This window comes from Klebsiella sp. 1SOBk5mer, from assembly GCF_046603115.1.
In the GTDB taxonomy this organism is placed as follows: domain Bacteria; phylum Pseudomonadota; class Gammaproteobacteria; order Enterobacterales; family Enterobacteriaceae; genus Klebsiella; species Klebsiella quasipneumoniae.
Genome location: NZ_JBKIUU010000007.1, coordinates 285,326 through 303,174, shown reverse-complemented (window position 1 = coordinate 303,174; position 17,849 = coordinate 285,326). Strand labels below are relative to the sequence as shown.

The following is a 17,849-nucleotide window of genomic DNA, read 5'->3' as shown; positions in this document are numbered from 1 at the left end:
TGCATTCTCCATATGTTTTAACTATTTTTTGTTATGCTGGCGTTGACTCTGAATATGGCTTTACTCTTTTTTTGTCTTTATCTTCTAGCATAATTGAAGAGAAAATCGTAAAGGTGCCGGCAATAGAACCAAAGATAATATAAGCGTTAACAAAGCCAACTGAATCGTAGAGATACCCTGCGAGTGGTGAGTAAATAGTGGTAGCTAATGACGCAGAAAATAACATCAGAAGATATACTGTAGAAGAGAGTTTGTTATCGAAGTTAGCTGCGATAAACTTGAAGAGTGATACGACAATTAATGGTTTTTCGATGGCATGTGCCATTTTCATTGATGCTATCCAGATTGGGCCCAGTTCAATCGCAGAACCTAAAATTCTCGCCGTCATGATTGTGCCTGCCAGGATTAATGCTTTTTTTGCACCGATGCGATTAACGAAAAACGGAACTATGGCAAGAAATACCGTTTCGAAGCACACCTGAATAGAGCCTAGAACGCCAAACCAATGGTTGCCTTCTGCTCGAGTAGTAAATTGCATAGAGAAATATTGGGCGAACTGCTGATCGTAAGTATCATATATCTGATTCACAAAAAGCATGAAAATCATCAACATCCAAAATTGCTTGTTTTTGAGCAATTCTAACGCGTTTACTACCTTGAGTGATTCCGTTGCATTAACTTCATCCTTGGTTAAATCAATGCGGGTAAAAAGAAAGCAAAACCCTGCCAGTAGGATGGCTATACTTCCCATCCAGAAAGGAATGTCAGGATTTGAGTCGATATATTTACCGGTCAACCAGGTTGCGAATGCCCAACCTAATGACCCCCACATTCTTACTCTTCCGTATTCGAATTCATACCGTCTGGATACTTTATCAAGATAACTGTCTATAACACCGCAGCCAGTATTAAATATAATGCCCAGATACACACCGCCAAGCACCGCCCCGACCCAAAAGGCATTGACCAGTAATGGTGCATAGACATAGATAAAAAATGGCCCAACAGGCAAAAGTAATAAAATTAAGAACCATACCAGCCTTTTCTTGAGGCCTAGTTTATCTGAAATATAGCCAAAGATAGGCTGCATCAGTAAAGCAATCATGGCATTAATCGAATAGATAATGCCAATGTTGGTGGCACTTATCCCTAAGTGCTGCGTGGTCCAAATCACAAAAAATGACATGGTCGCTGACCATGAAAATAGGTATAAAAAATCAAAGGCACTTAGCAATACATAATTTTTCCTGCTTGTAAGGTTCATCTTAAAGCCTCGCCCACACGAATATTTAAAATGTGCTTTGTCTGGTATTTTTCATGCAAACGACAATGCACGTTATTTATTCTATAAAGATGTATCCACAGATTATGTAAGTGCATAATCTGTTTTTATCCAGAATCAGAGTGGTAGCGTAGAGCAACAAGTGCTGGCGGACTTTGCGCCGAGATTTATATTTCAGTAAACAAAGATTACTAATCGTCTTTTATGCGGTGATGGAAAATGACCGGTCAATCAGGCGTGTGCCAACGCGGCTTCAACATATAGATAGCCAATGCCGGTGATCTGCTGCTGGCGGGTCAGATTGCCGAAGCCTATCTGCGTTTGACGCATGCGAACGGCGTCGCCCTGGTCAAAAGGTGTAAAACCAATCTGCCGATAGATAGTCTGTAGCCATCTGTCGCCGAATTCACAGCTGCGACCATAGAACCAAATTTGGTTAATATTTAGAATATTCAGGAGATTATATAGCGTTAACCCAATGGCATTCGCCGCTTCTTCAACCCACTGCACCACCTGCTCGTCGCCGTTGTGCCAGGCGTCGATGAGCTGGCTGCTGGTCATATTTTCTGGGTCTAAACCGGACGATATAGGTTGTGATTTCAACCACACTCGTGCCTGTTTTTTTAGCGCCGAGAGTGATGCGACGGTTTCCAGACAGCCGTAGCGTCCGCAATCGCAGGCAGTGCCGTCACGATCGAAAATCGTATGCCCAATCTGCCCGCTGCCGTTGAGCATCCCGCGGTAGATTTGGCCGTTGATGACAAATGATGAACCAATACCGTAGTCGACATTGACGATACAAAAGTCCTGACGATTACCGCTATTTTGCCACTTCTCAGCCAGCGCTAGCATGATGCAGTCGTTATCGACGCGAACCGATACTCCCAGACGTTCCTCCAGCAGGTACTTAATCTCAATTGGTTTTTTCCACGGTGCCTGCGGCATTGTTTGCGAGACACCCGTATCAGGATCCACCTGACCATGAACCCCAAGCGCAAGATTGATTCGCCGTCCCGGGCATTTTTTTTGCTGTTCACGCCACAATGCTTCAATGGCTGAAAGCAGGTGTTCTGGCGTGGGGGCGTTAATCTGAGTCTGGAGAAATTCGCCGACAGGCGTCATTTGCGCATCGATTAGCTGATTTTCAATGCTGGTGGGCGTGACGTTCATGCACAGAATCAGCGGTCCCTCCTTGGGGATCTGATAGTGCCCGCTGTTCATCCCACGCGAGCTGAGGTTTTCGCTGTAGTGGCTGAGTTTCCCTTCGCCAACCAGTTCGTCGAGGATCTTGCTGATCGCTGGAATAGATAACCCGGTGTGCGTGGCCAGTTGCGATTTACTCAAACGCTTATAGCGCCAAATCAGCGTCATAATTGCTCGGCGGTTGTGCTGCCTCACCGTTTGGTTATTCAGTCCTGCTATCTGCATATTACTAAACCTTGTTAATTGTAATGCGTGAGCATCGCGCAATTTACCGGAAATTAACTCCTCTACACTGCCATCCTATCGTATTTCACTGTGTTTTGTTTACTGGAGAATGATTATGTACGGAGTGGTTAAGGTCTGGAAGGAGACCCTTACGTTACCAACGTGGACAACGGGCAATGAAGACGCAAACCCGATGTTTCTCGAAAAGCGTGTGTATCAGGGGTCGTCGGGCGCGGTGTATCCCTATGGGGTGATTGACACCCTGACCGGCGAACGTGAGATGCGTGATTATCAGGCAGTATGGATGGAGAATGATTTCATTCGAATTATGCTGTTACCGGAACTCGGCGGCCGTATTCATCGTGCGTATGACAAGGTCAAACAGCGCGATTTCGTCTACTACAACGAAGTGGTGAAACCCGCGTTGGTTGGGCTATTAGGGCCTTGGATCTCCGGCGGTATCGAGTTCAACTGGCCTCAGCACCATCGTCCAACCACTTTTATGCCCGTTGATTTCACCATTACGCAGGGTGAACACGGTGAACAAACGGTGTGGATGGGGGAAGTCGAACCGATGCGCGGCTTACAGTTGATGGCTGGCTTCACGCTGTACCCGGACAGGGCGCTCGTGGAAATTACCGGCAAAGTGTTTAACGGTAACGCCACACCGCGCCATTTCCTGTGGTGGTCAAACCCAGCGGTGAAGGGGGGAGACGATCACCAGAGCGTATTCCCGCCAGACGTCACGGCGGTGTTCGATCACGGTAAACGTGCCGTCTCGTCATTTCCTATTGCCACCGGTACCTATTACAAAGTGGACTATTCCGCGGGTGTCGATATCTCTCGCTATAAGAATGTGCCAGTCCCCACTTCCTACATGGCGGAAAAGTCAGAATATGATTTTGTCGGCGCCTGGCATCACGGCGAGCGCGGTGGCTTGCTGCACGTGGCGGATCATCACATCTCGCCCGGAAAAAAACAGTGGTCATGGGGTCACGGCGAGTTTGGTCAGGCTTGGGATCGTCAGTTGACCGACGAAAACGGCCCTTACATTGAGCTGATGACCGGGGTGTACACCGATAACCAGCCGGACTTCACCTGGCTTGCACCGTATGAAGAGAAGGTTTTTGTACAGAATTTTCTCCCCTACAGTGAGCTATCGTCGGTGCAGAACGCCAGTACCCGGCTGGTGATGCGTCTTGAACGTCAGGCGTCGCAACTGGCGCTGGGGCTGTATGCCGTTGCGCCGCTGCACGACGTGCGGGTGGAAATTCGCGATGGCGAGCAAACGCTGTGGCGTACGCAGGTGACGCTGGAGCCGGGCGAAAGCTGGCAGGAGACGCTGGCGGAGGGGTGGCCGCAGCGCCTGACCATGGCGGTGTTAGCCAGCGATGGTACGCCGCTGCTGCAGTATGAGGAGCACATTCCCGAAGTGACGCCGCTGCCCAACGCCGCCAGCGCGCCAAAGCAGCCACACGAATTGCATAACCCTGAAGAACTTTATTTCATCGGCCAGCATATTGAGCAGTACAACCATGCCAGCCGTTACGCCGAGGATTATTACCGTAGGGCCATTGAACTGGACCCGGAGGACTATCGCAATAACGTGGCGCTGGGCAATCTGGCGCTGAACCGTGCCGACTGGCTGATGGCGCAGCGCTGTGCTGAATCGGCGCTGGCTCGAGCACATCGACTGAACAAGAACCCACGCGATGGAGAAGCTAGTCTACTGCTGGGGGCGGCTTTCGAGCGTCAGGGCGAAGTGAGCAAAGCATGGGATAGCTACTATAAGGCAAGCTGGAGCGGCAACTGCCGCGATGCGGCGTTTTATTCGTTGGCGCGGCTGGCGATGGTGCGCGGCGATGAGGCTGACGCGCTGGCAAAGGTTGAACTCAGCCTGCAGTTTAATGGCAGTAATAACCTCGCGATGGGGTTGAAAGCGCTGGCGCTTGCAACAACGCAGAGTCAACAGACGGCGTTGACCTACATTGACCTGGCGTTGAAAACGCACCCGCTGAGCTATGTGTTGCACTATGCGCGTTGGGCCATTAGCGGCGATGAGGCGTCGGGCGACGCATTGCGTCAGGTGACCGGGGGACGAGGTATTAACGCCAGTACGCTGGCGGGGTGGCTGGTATCGCTGGGTAAAAAGCAGGCGGCTAGCGAACTGCTGGCGCTGCTGGACTGTCAGGAAACATTGCCGCTGCTTTGGCAGGCTTCGCTCAGCGACAACCCGCAGTCATATCTACTTAATGCCCAGCGCAGTTTTGCCAAATGCGTCCGCTTCCCCAATACGCTCGATGAAGTAGTGATGCTGCAATCTCTGCAACAGGACGCCTTTGCCTGTTATCTGCTCGGTTGCTTCTGGTACAGCAAACGTCGCTATGATGATGCCATTGCCTGCTGGCAGCAGACGCTGGCACAACAGCCCGACTTTGCGCCCGTGCACCGGTTGTTGGGGATCTACGCCTGGAATAAACAGCATAACGCCCAACTGGCGAGCCGCTATTTACAACAAGCGGTGGCACTGGAGCCAGACAACGCCCGCTTCTTATTTGAGCTGGATTATCTCAACAAACAGCAGGGCCAGAGTCGGGAAGCGCGGCTGGCGTTACTGACGCCGCGTCGCGAAGTGGTGCTCAAGCGTGACGATCTCACTGCCGAGCTGCTCAGCCTGTGGAATGGCGTTGGGGAATATGCCGAGGCGGCGCAGGTGCTGCGCGAACGCGATTTCCATCCTTGGGAGGGCGGGGAAGGGAAGGTAACGGGGCAGTATCTGCTTAACCAAATCCATCGTGCGCTGACGGCGATGTCCCTGGGCGATAGCGGCCTGGCGATAGAATTACTACAGCAGGGGCTACGCTATCCGCTGAACCTGGGGGAAGGGCGCTTGCCGGGGCAGACCGATAACGACATCTGGTATCTGCTGGCGCACTGCCATCAAATGCGAGGCGAAGACGCGCTGGCCGTTCAGGCGCTGTCGCGGGCGCTGCTGGGGGATTACGGCCTGAGCGCCGGGCGTTACTACAATGACCAGCCTGCTGACTATTTGTTCTGGCAGGGTATGGCGATGCGGGCAAACGGTCAGTCTTCTGAAGCGGATGCGCATTTCCGCAGCTTCCTCGACTGGGTAGAACAACAGCGTGACTGCGTGCCGGAAACGGACTTCTTTGCCGTATCGCTGCCGGATCTGGTGGCGCTGGACGTCAGCCCGGAGCAGCAACATCAGCAGCACTGCTTGTTTATTGAAGCGCTGGGCCATCTGGGGCTGGGGAATGTATCCGCCAGCCAGCAGGCGATGCAGCGGCTTCTGCAGCTGAACCCGGCTCACGATAAGGCGCATCTGATTCGTCATGCCCTGCAAAGCGGCATTTTTTCCTGAACCTCAATGGGCGGGCCTGGCCCGCCTGAACCCTACTGTTCCCTGCGTTTCCCTTATAGAGGAATCATTATGAATAATGCGCAGACACATCTCAAAATGGGCTACGTCTGGACTATCTGTCTGGTCGCCGCCTGCGGTGGTTTACTGTTTGGCTATGACTGGGTAGTCATTGGCGGCGCAAAGCCATTTTATGAAGCCTGGTTTTCTATTACCGATCCGGCACAGTCCGGCTGGGCGATGAGTTCGGCGTTGGCGGGCTGCGTTTTCGGCGCATTAATCTCGGGATGGTGCGCCGATAAACTCGGGCGCAAGCGGCCCTTAATACTGTCCGCCGTGCTGTTCAGCGCCTCGGCGTGGGGGACGGCGGTCGCCAGCAGTTTCGATATGTTTGTGGTTTACCGCATTGTGGGCGGCGTGGGGATTGGTCTGGCTTCCGCTCTCAGCCCGCTTTACATTGCCGAAGTCAGCCCGGCAGAAAAAAGAGGGCGCTTTGTTGCGATAAACCAGCTCACTATCGTGATTGGCGTGCTGGCCGCTCAGCTTATCAATCTGATGATTGCGGAACCCGTGGCGACGGGAGCGACACAGCAGATGATTGTGGAGACCTGGAACGGGCAGATGGGCTGGCGCTGGATGTTCGGCGCGGAACTGGTGCCGGCGCTGGCGTTTCTGATACTAATGTTCTTTGTTCCCGAATCGCCGCGCTGGCTCATGAAGGCCGGGAAGCCCGAGCGTGCCCGCGCCGCGCTGGAACGCATTGGCTCCGCCGACTATGCCGACAGGATATTACGCGACATCGCGCACACGCTGGAAAAAGATAACCATAAAATCTCCTATAGCGCGCTGCTGGCTCCGCAGGTAAAACCGATCGTTATCATCGGCATGGTCCTCGCCGTCTTCCAGCAGTGGTGCGGAATTAACGTCATCTTCAACTACGCACAGGAGATTTTTGCCTCGGCGGGATTCGATATTAACAGCACGCTGAAATCGATTGTCGCAACAGGGATCGTCAACCTGGTGTTTACCCTCGCCGCGCTGCCGCTGGTGGATAAGATCGGCCGCCGTAAACTGATGCTGCTCGGCGCTTCCGGATTGACGCTGATCTATGTGCTAATTGCCGGCGCTTACGCCATGGGCATTATGGGCTGGCCGGTACTGTTGTTGGTGCTGGCGGCGATTGCCATTTACGCTTTGACCCTGGCGCCGGTCACCTGGGTGCTGCTGGCGGAAATCTTCCCCAACCGCGTTCGCGGACTCGCCATGTCTTTAGGCACCCTGGCGCTGTGGATTGCCTGTTTCTTGTTAACCTACACTTTCCCGCTGCTTAATGCCGGTCTGGGCGCGGCGGGCAGCTTCCTGCTGTATGGTGTCATTTGCGCCGCCGGCTATCTCTATATTCTGCGCAACGTGCCGGAAACAAAGGGGATCACTCTCGAAGCCCTGGAAGAACAGCTGGCGCAACGCCATACGGGCGTTAATGCGGCGAAGCAGGAGCAGATGCGCTAATGGCGGAAGCGTGGATTCTGGAGAACGCGCATCTGCGGATGTGCGTCTCTTCTCTGGGCGGCAAAGTGCAAAGTTTATTCTCGCGGCATTATCAGGCGCCGGTGCTATATGAAAATCCCGCCGGCGGCATGTTTCCGATGCTGCCGATGGCCAATCGCGTTGCCGGAAATCGCTTTATTTTTCAGGGACGCGAGATAGTCCTGCCACGTCACCACGCCGACGCGCATTTTTTTCTCCACGGCGACGGTTGGCTGCAGCGTTGGGATATCATTGCGCGCGGCGGCGATTTTTGCGTGTTACAGCTGCGTCGGCAGCATGTCTGCGGTTTCGATTACCTGGCGCAGATCCGCTATCAGCTGCAGGGTAACCAACTGATAGCGTCGCTGATGCTTACCCACTGCGGTAGCACGCCTATGCCCTACGGCGGCGGTTTTCATCCCTTTTTCTCCTTTGATAAGCGCAGCACGGCGCAGTTTGCCGCCAGTGGCTACTGGCCGGAAGGGGAACAGCACCTGCCGCTGGACTGGCAAAACCATCTTCCCGGCTATGCCGATTTCAGCCACCCGCAGTACGGTGAGGATCGCTGGCTAAACGTCGGCTATTCCGGCTGGAGCGGGCGGGCGAGGGTGATTAGTGATGTGATGGATGTCACAATTCTTTCGCAAACTCCGTGGTTGATGCTTTTCAGAATGCAGGATGAACCGTTCCTTTGCCTCGAGCCGCAAACTCACCCGGTAAACGCCCATAACATGGACGGCCAACCGGGGCTGCGGGTTTTGGGCACTGGAGATACGCTGAACTTTTCGCTAACAATAGACGTTCAGGGGCGCGGATAGCGCCATTTTTGGGGCGAGGGCCTCTTGCACCCGCCCCGCTTTATCGCCAGACTGTCGCCTCCATTCGGGAGGGAATCATGGTCTTGCACTCCACGCGCTGGCTGGCGCTCAGTTACTTCACCTACTTTTTTAGCTACGGTATTTTTCTGCCCTTCTGGAGCGTCTGGCTGGCCGGTAACGGACTGACCCCGGAAACCATCGGCATCTTGCTCGGCGCCGGTCTGGTAGCCCGTTTTCTCGGCAGCCTGCTGATCGCCCCGCGGGTGAGCGACCCCTCCCGGCTGATCGCCGCGCTGCGCGTGCTGGCGCTGTTAACCTTGCTCTTCGCGCTGGCCTTCTGGGCCGGCAGCCACGTCGCATGGCTGCTGGCGATCATTGTGGGCTTCAACCTGTTCTTTTCGCCGCTGGTGCCGCTGACGGATGCCCTGGCCAATACCTGGCAAAAGCAAATCACCATGGACTATGGCCGGGTGCGGCTATGGGGCTCCATCGCCTTTGTGATTGGTTCGGCGCTGACCGGCAAGCTGGTGAGCCTGTTTGATTACCGGGCGATCCTGCTGATGCTCAGCCTGGGCGTTGCCTCGATGCTGCTCGGCATGCTGCTGAAACCGTCGGTGATGCCCGAGGGGGCGTCGCGCCAGCAGCAGGGGGCCGGGCTGGCGGCCTGGCTGACGCTGGTGCGCCAGAGCTGGCGCTTTCTCGCCTGCGTTTGCCTGCTGCAGGGGGCGCACGCCGCCTACTACGGCTTTAGCGCCATTTACTGGCAGCAGGCAGGCTATTCGGCCTCGGCGGTGGGCTATTTGTGGTCGCTAGGCGTGGTGGCGGAAGTGGTGATCTTCGCGCTGAGTAAAAAGGTGTTCCGCCGCTTCAGCGCGCGGGATCTGCTGCTGCTCTCTGCCCTGTGCGGGCTGGTCCGCTGGACGCTGATGGGCTGGACCACGGCGCTGCCGGGGCTTATCCTCGCGCAGATCCTTCACTGCGGCACCTTTACGGTGTGTCATCTGGCGGCGATGCGCTATATCGCCGCCCGCCAGGGCAGCGAAGTGATCCGCCTGCAGGCCGTCTACTCAGCGGTGGCGATGGGCGGCAGTATTGCCATCATGACCGTCTTCGCCGGCTTCCTCTACCAACACCTGCACCAGGGCGTGTTCTGGGTGATGGCGCTGCTGACCATCCCGGCGCTGGCTATCCGGCCAAAAACGGTGGCGGCCTAGTCTTCGAGCATCGCGCAGATATGCTGCTGCTGGCGTTCAGTGAAGCAGTTCTCCGCGTGGATCAGCGGCGGTGAAAACAGCGGCAGCGCCGTCGCATAGGGGGTGACGATAAGCGTCACCCCTTTGGGCGCCCCCTCTTTCTGAAAGCGCTCTACGCTCTGGTATTTGATGTTCAGCGGCAGCAGCGTCAGTTCGCGCAACTGCTGCTCCAGGGCCGCCTCCATATTCGGATTATCATCGGTCAGCAGCAGGACCTGCTTCTCATGCAGGTCGCTTTTCTGCATCAGCCAGGCGCCAAAGATCACCGCGATTAAGCCGGTCTCTTCCTCATTAAAACGGACGTGCCAGGCCTCCTCGAATTCGCTCAATGCCGCCTGGGTGGTGCGCAGTAAGCGAGGATAGAGCCGGCTCACTTCCTCTGTGAGCGTGTTATCGATGCCGATAGCAAACACGCTGCGGATCAACGCCTGCGACAAGTGAATATAAAGCTGATCGCTCAGCCCCTGCTCGTCACTGAACGACCTGCCGGCGAGCATCTGGAAGCGGTGGATCAGGCCGGAAATAGCCATCCGCAGGCGTCGATCCTGCGGGTGACCATCGCGAAGCGGATCGGGGGTTTTGAGCATCATAAACAGCAGCGAGAGGAAAAAAGGCTCTCCGACATGCGGCGTCGCGCCGACCCGACGCTGCCAGTGGCGGACAATCTCCTGCGCCAGGGTGAACTCGGCGGCGGTCTGCGCCCAGCGTTGCTGTTCATCATTGAAGTCGGGTGAATATCCCCGGTGATGCTCAAGCAGACAGTACTGCAGGTACAAGCGCAGAAACTGAACGTCCCGGCAGTCGAACTGGCGATTGAGCGCTCGCGCGCAGCGGTTCACCAGCGCCTGCAGGTTAGTATCATCGTACAGAGTACGGGCGATGCCTTCCTGTTTAAGCTGCGTTTTCAGCGCCGGGGTAAAATGATGGTTAACGAACTGCGGGCACAGGCGCAGGCCCCGCCGCAGCGCATGCAGCAGGCATAAACGTTGGTCGAGCGCGGCGCCTTCAATCCGATAGCTGCCGTCCACCTGTGACCGAAGGGTCAGGCGGTGGTAACGCTGAATTTCGCGTCCGGTCTCCTCAATATCCTGCCGGGCCGTGGTCTCATCAACGAGGTTGATTCTGCCAAGCCGTTCAGTCGTTACCGACTGTCCGGGCAGATAAAACATCAGGAGCACCTGGCTACGGCGCTGTGGACTGGAAAGCGCAGATGGTGGTTCAATGACGGTCATCATCTGGTAAGTTCCAGTTAGGGTTTCCGCTAAGAATAGACAATGACAGCGGCGGGGGCAGGGAAGTGCGCCCGCTTTAGCTCAGGATTGCTGGCGAAGTTCACAGAATTTTTCACGTGAGGAACAGATGAACAGAGTGAAACAATGCACCAGCGCGGCGTTTTTCATGGTTTTATCATGGACAGCCGCCGCGCATCCGCATAGCTTCATCAGTTTGCAGAGCGAGCCGGTGGTCAAAGACGGCCTGCTGAGCGGGTTTAAAATGCGCTGGACGATGGATGAAATTACCTCATCGGATCTGCTCTACGACGCCGGAAACGCTAAACCAGGCAGCGAAGTATGGAAAAAACTGGCGGCGGAGGTGATGGCCAACGTGCTCGGCCAGCACTATTTCAGCGAGCTGTGGCACAACGGCCAGCGGGTGAAATTTGAAAATCGCCCCGACGGCTACGGCCTTGAGCGCGACGGCCTGCAGGCGGTACTGACCTTCACCCTGCCGCTGGCGACGCCGCAACCCGTTGCCGGACAGACATTTACCTTTTCCACTTTCGACCCGACCTACTATGTCGACATGTTTTATGACAAAGATAGCGATTTTTCCCTGCCCGCAGCGCTGCAGGCCGACTGTAAGGCAACGGTAATGACGCCAAAACCGAATGACAAAATGCTCTCATACGCCCAGTCGCTGGATAAAGCGGATGCGCCGCCGGAGGATATGGCGCTGGGCAGCTATTTTGCCCAGAAGGTGACCCTGACATGTCAGTAATTTTTACCCCGCGCACGCGCGCGTCGCGCTGGAAAGCGCTGTGGCCGTTGGCGCTACTGCTGGCCGTGAGCGTCACGGGCGGCTTCTGGCTGTGGCAGGCCTGGCCGCAGGTGCTGATGCAGAGCGCGGTCTGGCAGCGCGCGCTCAATCTGGAGCTCAGCCGCCTGCTGCAGGCGGTGGCGAAGAACCCGGCGGCGGCGGGGCTGTCGCTGCTTGGGTTCAGCTTCGTTTACGGGGTGCTCCATGCCTTAGGGCCCGGCCACGGCAAAATTGTCATTACCACCTGGCTTGCCACCCATCCCTCGAAGTTGAAATCGAGTATTAACCTGACGCTGGCCGCCTCTTTATTGCAGGGGCTGGTGGCTATCGCGCTGGTGGTAGTGGTGCTGGCGCTGCTGCAGCTGCCGGCGCGCCAGCTGCATCTCAGTAGTTTCTGGCTCGAGAAGGGGAGCTATTTGCTGGTGGGCGCGTTAGGTCTGCTGCTCTGCTGGCGGGCGCTGAAAAAGCTGCGTCTGCTGCTGAGCCGGCCAACGTTTACCGCGTTTACCCCGCATCATGTTCATAACGAACACTGCGGCTGCGGGCATCAGCATCTCCCGGCCCCGGAGCAGCTGCAGGCCGGCGACGACTGGCGGGCTCGCACCGTGATTGTCCTGTCGATGGGCATGCGTCCCTGCTCGGGGGCGATCATGGTCCTGCTGTTCAGCAAGGTGATCGGGGTGTTCAACTGGGGGATGGCGGCGGCGCTGGCGATGGCGGCAGGGACCTCATTAACTATCACGGCGCTGGCGCTGCTGGTGCACAGTTTTCGCCAGCTGGCGGTGAAGCTGGGTCGGCATCAGGCGCCGCCGCTGTGGCGTCAGGTGGGCTGGCTGACGCTGGCGCTGGCCGGCGGCGTGGCGCTGCTGGTGGCCGCTGTCGTGATGTGGAGTAGCGCGATCGCGCCAAGCGGCGGTTTGCGACCGTTTTAGAACATAAAAAAAGGAAGCCGCGGCTTCCTTTTTACATCTGCAAGAGATTAACGCTTCAGCGCGTCGCTCAGCTGCTCGCGCATATTCGCCAGCATCGCTTTCACCACACGCGGGTTACCGGCAACGATGTTGCCCGTCAGCATATAGTTATGACCGCCGGTGAAGTCGCAAACGATAGCGCCTGCTTCACGTGCGATCAGCTCGCCTGCGGCGAAATCCCATGGTTTCAGGGCAATTTCAAAGTAACCGTCAACGCGGCCGGCGGCAACGTAGGCCAGATCCAGCGCGGCGGAGCCGGTGCGGCGGAAATCGGCGCATTCGGCGAACATGTTGCCGAGAATATTCATGTAAGTGGTGGCGTGCTGCTTCGCCTTGAACGGGAAGCCGGTCGCGATGATGGTGCCGTCGAGGTCGCGAGCGTTGCTGCCGCGCAGACGGTAGCCGTTCAGCTGCGCGCCCTGGCCGCGGGTCGCGGTGAACAGTTCGTTACGCATCGGATCGTAAACCACCGCGACTTCAGTACGGCCTTTGATGCGTACGGCAATGGAAACAGAGAAGTGCGGCAGACGTTTAACGAAGTTGGTGGTGCCATCCAGTGGATCGATAACCCATTGAACATCCTGCTCTTCACCAGCGTGTTCACCGCTTTCTTCGGTGATAATGGTGTGCTGCGGGTAAGATTTGCGAATGGTTTCGATAATAATCGCTTCAGCGGCTTTATCGACGTTGGTCACAAAATCATTGCTGCCTTTCTGGCTGGTTTCTACGGTGTCTGGCGTTTCGTAGTGTTTGGCAATTAAATTACCCGCCTTGCGCGCGGCGCGCACGGCGATGTTCAGCATCGGATGCATCGGTCTCTCTCACTGGATGTTAAAGAACGGGAAAAAACGGCGCATATAATAACAGCGAATTCTGCTTATGTCTCCGTTTTATGGTAGCATGCCCGAATAATCTTTAGCCGAAGAACCATAATGCTGCAAAATATTCGAATCGTACTGGTAGAAACCTCCCACACCGGCAATATGGGCTCCGTTGCCCGCGCGATGAAAACCATGGGCTTAACCAACCTGTGGCTGGTCAATCCGCTGGTGAAACCTGATTCCCAGGCCATTGCGCTGGCCGCGGGCGCCAGCGACGTCATTGGCAACGCGCAGATCGTCGATACCCTTGATGAAGCGCTGGCGGGCTGTAGCCTGGTGGTTGGCACCAGCGCGCGCTCCCGCACGCTGCCGTGGCCGATGCTCGATCCCCGCGAATGCGGCCTGAAAAGCATCGCCGAAGGCCAGCATGCGCCGGTGGCGCTGGTGTTTGGCCGCGAGCGCGTTGGCCTGACCAACGACGAACTGCAGAAGTGTCACTACCATGTGGCCATCGCCGCCAACCCGGAGTACAGCTCGCTGAACCTGGCGATGGCGGTGCAGGTTATCGCCTACGAAGTGCGGATGGCCTGGCTGGCGGCGCAGGAGCAAGCGCAGCCGGCGGTTGAGCACGAAGAAGCGCCGTACCCGCTGGTAGATGACCTGGAGCGTTTCTACGGTCATCTTGAGCAGACGCTGCTGGCGACGGGCTTTATTCGCCCGAATCATCCGGGGCAGGTGATGAACAAACTGCGTCGTCTGTTCACTCGTGCGCGCCCGGAAAGCCAGGAGCTGAACATCCTGCGCGGCATGCTGGCCTCGATTGACCAGCAGAATAAAGGCAAGTAACCGCGTTGATGCCGGATGGTGCTGCGCTTATCCGGCATGCAAATCACGCGGGCCTTGCTATCTCCTGGTGGGTGAGAGCCGGGGTGAGGGCGCCCGGCAACGCGGAAGGAAAACGGCACGGAAAGCCAAATACCTGACTAAAACAGTCAAGTAAATAGTTGACCAAATTACTCGGGAATGTCAGACTTGGCCCTGCTATGCAATACCCATATTAATAAAAAGCCCGGCCAGGGGCGAGTTTGAGGTTAAGTAAGACATGAGACTGACATCTAAAGGGCGTTATGCCGTGACCGCGATGCTTGACGTTGCGCTCAACTCTGAAACGGGCCCGGTGCCGTTGGCAGATATTTCAGAGCGTCAGGGAATTTCGCTTTCCTATCTGGAACAGCTGTTCTCTCGCCTGCGTAAAAATGGCCTGGTTTCCAGCGTTCGTGGCCCAGGCGGCGGTTATCTGTTAGGTAAAGATGCCGGCAGTATCGCCGTCGGCGAAGTCATTAGCGCCGTGGACGAATCCGTTGACGCTACCCGTTGCCAGGGCAAGGGCGGCTGTCAGGGCGGCGATAAATGCCTGACTCACGCGCTGTGGCGCGATCTGAGCGAACGCCTGACCGGCTTCCTGAACAATATCACCCTCGGGGAACTGGTGAATAACCAGGAGATCCTCGATGTTTCCGGTCGTCAGCATCAGCACGAAACCCAGCGCAATGCGCGCACCCAGGACGCGATCGACGTTAAACTGCGCGCCTGAGTGACCCGTCCCGTTTCGGGCTGCGGCTGACAGGGCGAGGCAGCGCGAAACGGCGGGACAACGATTATAAAGAGCTTTCAGAATCAGGCCGGGATGCTCCGACATTCCGTGTACTCGGTCGTACATCAAGCCGGTTGCCTGATTCCTTGCATTGAGTGATGTACGGAGTTTAAGAGCAATGAAATTACCGATTTACCTCGATTACTCCGCAACCACGCCGGTGGACCCGCGTGTTGCCGAGAAAATGATGCAGTTCCTGACCATGGACGGGACCTTTGGTAACCCGGCCTCCCGTTCCCACCGTTTTGGCTGGCAGGCTGAAGAGGCGGTTGATATCGCCCGCAATCAGATTGCCGAGCTGGTCGGTGCCGACCCGCGCGAAATCGTCTTTACCTCTGGTGCGACTGAATCCGACAACCTGGCGATCAAGGGTGCAGCCAACTTTTATCAGAAAAAAGGCAAGCACATCATCACCAGCAAAACCGAGCATAAAGCGGTTCTGGATACCTGCCGTCAGCTGGAGCGCGAAGGCTTCGAAGTGACCTACCTGGCGCCGCAGAGCAATGGGATTATCGATCTGAAAGAGCTGGAAGCGGCGATGCGTGACGACACCATCCTGGTTTCCATCATGCATGTGAATAACGAAATCGGCGTGGTGCAGGATATCGCTACCATCGGCGAGATGTGTCGCGCCCGCGGTATCATTTACCACGTTGACGCCACCCAGAGCGTGGGCAAGCTGCCTATCGATCTGAGCCAGCTGAAAGTTGACCTGATGTCCTTCTCCGGTCACAAAATCTACGGTCCGAAAGGCATCGGCGCGCTGTACGTGCGTCGTAAGCCGCGTATTCGTATCGAAGCGCAAATCCACGGCGGCGGCCACGAGCGCGGTATGCGTTCCGGTACTCTGCCTGTTCACCAAATCGTCGGCATGGGTGAAGCTTACCGTATCGCCAAAGAAGAGATGGAAAGCGAGATGGCGCGTCTGCGCACGCTGCGCAACCGTCTGTGGAACGGCGTGAAGGATATGGAAGAAGTGTACCTCAACGGCGACCTCGAGCAGGGCGCGCCGAACATTCTTAACGTCAGCTTCAACTATGTTGAAGGCGAGTCGCTGATTATGGCGCTGAAAGACCTGGCGGTTTCCTCCGGTTCAGCCTGTACTTCCGCGAGCCTTGAGCCATCCTACGTGCTGCGCGCGTTAGGCATGACTGATGAACTGGCGCACAGTTCTATTCGTTTCTCTTTAGGTCGTTTCACTACCGAAGAAGAGATTGACTACGCCATCAACCTGATTCGTAAATCCATTGGCCGTCTGCGCGAGCTTTCTCCACTGTGGGAAATGTTCAAACAGGGCGTGGATCTGAACAGTATTGAATGGTCACATCACTAATTCGGCACCAATAAGGAGAATTCATCATGGCTTACAGCGAAAAAGTTATCGATCATTACGAGAACCCGCGCAACGTCGGCTCTTTTGACAACAGCGACGAGAACGTCGGCAGCGGCATGGTCGGCGCGCCGGCCTGCGGCGACGTGATGAAGTTGCAGATTAAAGTCAACAATGAAGGTATCATTGAAGACGCGCGCTTCAAGACCTACGGCTGCGGTTCCGCTATCGCTTCCAGCTCTCTGGTCACCGAGTGGGTGAAGGGTAAATCCCTGGACGAAGCGCAGGCGATCAAGAACACCGATATCGCCGATGAACTGGAGCTGCCGCCGGTGAAAATTCACTGCTCTATTCTGGCGGAAGACGCGATTAAAGCCGCGATTGCGGATTACAAAAGCAAACGTGAAGCAAAATAATTAGTTGAGGTTTTGTTATGTCGATTACTCTTAGCGACAGTGCAGCAGCGCGAGTCAATGCCTTCCTGGCAAACCGCGGAAAAGGGTTTGGCCTGCGCCTGGGCGTGAGAACCTCCGGCTGCTCAGGTATGGCCTATGTACTGGAGTTTGTTGACGAGCCGGCGGCTGAAGACACCGTGTTTGAAGACAAAGGCGTGAAGGTCGTGATCGACGGCAAAAGTCTGCAATTCCTCGACGGCACGCAGCTGGACTTCGTCAAAGAAGGCCTTAACGAAGGGTTCAAGTTCACTAACCCTAACGTCAAAGATGAGTGCGGCTGCGGCGAAAGCTTTAACGTATAATCGGTACTCCCCAACCCCACCGCGGTCACGCCGCGCGTGGGGTTTTCGTTTAGATGCATGACCCTGAGGTTACTATGGACTATTTCACCCTCTTCGGGTTACCAGCCAGCTATACCCTCTCGCTTGAACAACTGGCTGTCCGGTATCAGGATCTGCAGCGCCAGTACCATCCGGATAAATTTGCCAGCGCGCCCGCTGCGGAACAGCTTGCGGCGGTTCAGTATTCCGCCACCATTAACCAGGCCTGGCAGACGCTGCGCCATCCCCTGACCCGCGCAGAATACCTCCTCTCGCTGCATGGCTTCGATCTGGCCAGCGAGCAGCATACCGTTCGCGATACCGCGTTCCTGATGGAACAGCTGGAACTGCGCGAAGAGCTGGATGAGATCGGCCAGGCGAAAGACGAAGCGTGGCTGGAAGGCTTTATCAAACGAGTGAAAGCGCTGTTTGATACCCGCCATCAGCTGATGGTTGACCAATTGCATAATGAGAGCTGGGAGGCGGCGGCGGACACGGTTCGTAAGCTCCGTTTCCTCGATAAACTGCGCAGCAGTGCTGAAGAACTCGAAGAAAAACTGCTCGATTTTTAATT

The 17,849-nt window shown here is 56.0% G+C and carries 16 protein-coding genes; 12 read left to right on the top strand and 4 right to left on the bottom strand.

All coding sequences use genetic code 11. From position 1 onward, the window contains the following. Positions 1-31: 31 nt before the first annotated feature. Both ACLH1U_RS17515 and ACLH1U_RS17510 read right to left on the bottom strand, forming a co-directional pair. A complete protein-coding gene (locus ACLH1U_RS17515; protein WP_064162342.1) occupies positions 32-1,264 on the bottom strand; it encodes an oligosaccharide MFS transporter in 1,233 nt (410 codons plus the stop codon). A gap of 249 nt (positions 1,265-1,513) precedes the next feature. Continuing rightward, entirely contained in the window at positions 1,514-2,710 is a 1,197-nt protein-coding gene (locus ACLH1U_RS17510; protein WP_049013886.1) for an ROK family transcriptional regulator, read from the bottom strand. A 115-nt stretch (positions 2,711-2,825) separates the two neighbouring features. On the opposite strand from ACLH1U_RS17510, the gene ACLH1U_RS17505 reads away from it, so the two are divergent. The 4 genes from ACLH1U_RS17505 to ACLH1U_RS17490 all read left to right on the top strand — a co-directional run bounded on the left by ACLH1U_RS17505 (position 2,826) and on the right by ACLH1U_RS17490 (position 9,648). Continuing rightward, entirely contained in the window at positions 2,826-6,092 is a 3,267-nt protein-coding gene (locus ACLH1U_RS17505) for a DUF5107 domain-containing protein (protein WP_411299367.1), read from the top strand. Positions 6,093-6,161: 69 nt separating this feature from the next. Then, positions 6,162-7,598: a sugar porter family MFS transporter gene (locus ACLH1U_RS17500; protein WP_032453728.1), complete on the top strand. Its 1,437-nt coding sequence runs from the start codon at positions 6,162-6,164 to the stop codon at positions 7,596-7,598. After that, on the top strand, positions 7,598-8,434 hold the full coding sequence (locus ACLH1U_RS17495) for an aldose 1-epimerase (protein ID WP_411299366.1): 837 nt from the start codon (positions 7,598-7,600) through the stop codon (positions 8,432-8,434). The genes ACLH1U_RS17500 and ACLH1U_RS17495 overlap by 1 nt, the downstream gene beginning before the upstream one ends. A 77-nt stretch (positions 8,435-8,511) precedes the next feature. Next, entirely contained in the window at positions 8,512-9,648 is a 1,137-nt protein-coding gene (locus ACLH1U_RS17490) for a 3-phenylpropionate MFS transporter (RefSeq protein ID WP_048336304.1), read from the top strand. Here ACLH1U_RS17490 and csiE read toward each other — a convergent pair. Continuing rightward, positions 9,645-10,922 (bottom strand): stationary phase inducible protein CsiE, encoded by a 1,278-nt coding sequence (gene csiE / locus ACLH1U_RS17485; protein WP_411299365.1) that lies wholly within the window; start codon positions 10,920-10,922, stop codon positions 9,645-9,647. The genes ACLH1U_RS17490 and csiE overlap by 4 nt on opposite strands. A gap of 124 nt (positions 10,923-11,046) precedes the next feature. Here csiE and ACLH1U_RS17480 point away from each other — a divergent pair, with 124 nt between their 5' ends. Together ACLH1U_RS17480 and ACLH1U_RS17475 are read left to right on the top strand one after the other, a co-directional pair. Beyond that, positions 11,047-11,685 carry a DUF1007 family protein gene (locus tag ACLH1U_RS17480; RefSeq protein WP_064157315.1) on the top strand — a complete coding sequence of 213 codons (639 nt, stop codon included), beginning with the start codon at positions 11,047-11,049 and terminating at the stop codon, positions 11,683-11,685. Further along, complete coding sequence (locus ACLH1U_RS17475) at positions 11,676-12,656, top strand: nickel/cobalt transporter (RefSeq protein WP_411299364.1); 981 nt, start codon at positions 11,676-11,678, stop codon at positions 12,654-12,656. The genes ACLH1U_RS17480 and ACLH1U_RS17475 overlap by 10 nt, the downstream gene beginning before the upstream one ends. 47 nt (positions 12,657-12,703) lie before the next feature. Here ACLH1U_RS17475 and suhB read toward each other — a convergent pair whose 3' ends face one another. Next, positions 12,704-13,507, bottom strand: coding sequence for an inositol-1-monophosphatase (gene suhB / locus ACLH1U_RS17470; RefSeq protein WP_101862561.1), 804 nt, complete (start codon positions 13,505-13,507; stop codon positions 12,704-12,706). A gap of 120 nt (positions 13,508-13,627) precedes the next feature. Here suhB and trmJ point away from each other — a divergent pair, with 120 nt between their 5' ends. The 6 genes from trmJ (at position 13,628) to hscB (ending at position 17,847) form a co-directional block, all read left to right on the top strand. After that, positions 13,628-14,362 (top strand): tRNA (cytosine(32)/uridine(32)-2'-O)-methyltransferase TrmJ, encoded by a 735-nt coding sequence (gene trmJ / locus ACLH1U_RS17465; RefSeq protein ID WP_023290645.1) that lies wholly within the window; start codon positions 13,628-13,630, stop codon positions 14,360-14,362. A 256-nt stretch (positions 14,363-14,618) separates the two neighbouring features. Then, the gene (gene iscR, locus ACLH1U_RS17460; RefSeq protein WP_002913993.1) at positions 14,619-15,110 is read left to right on the top strand and encodes a Fe-S cluster assembly transcriptional regulator IscR; all 492 of its coding nucleotides are present in this window, start codon (positions 14,619-14,621) and stop codon (positions 15,108-15,110) included. A gap of 178 nt (positions 15,111-15,288) precedes the next feature. After that, a complete protein-coding gene (gene iscS, locus ACLH1U_RS17455; RefSeq protein WP_017900428.1) occupies positions 15,289-16,503 on the top strand; it encodes a cysteine desulfurase in 1,215 nt (404 codons plus the stop codon). Positions 16,504-16,529: 26 nt separating this feature from the next. After that, entirely contained in the window at positions 16,530-16,916 is a 387-nt protein-coding gene (iscU, locus tag ACLH1U_RS17450) for a Fe-S cluster assembly scaffold IscU (protein ID WP_002913991.1), read from the top strand. A gap of 17 nt (positions 16,917-16,933) precedes the next feature. Further along, positions 16,934-17,257 carry an iron-sulfur cluster assembly protein IscA gene (gene iscA, locus ACLH1U_RS17445; protein WP_002913979.1) on the top strand — a complete coding sequence of 108 codons (324 nt, stop codon included), beginning with the start codon at positions 16,934-16,936 and terminating at the stop codon, positions 17,255-17,257. Between the two features lie 74 nt (positions 17,258-17,331). Next, positions 17,332-17,847 carry a co-chaperone HscB gene (gene hscB, locus ACLH1U_RS17440; protein ID WP_372418350.1) on the top strand — a complete coding sequence of 172 codons (516 nt, stop codon included), beginning with the start codon at positions 17,332-17,334 and terminating at the stop codon, positions 17,845-17,847. Positions 17,848-17,849 lie beyond the last annotated feature (2 nt).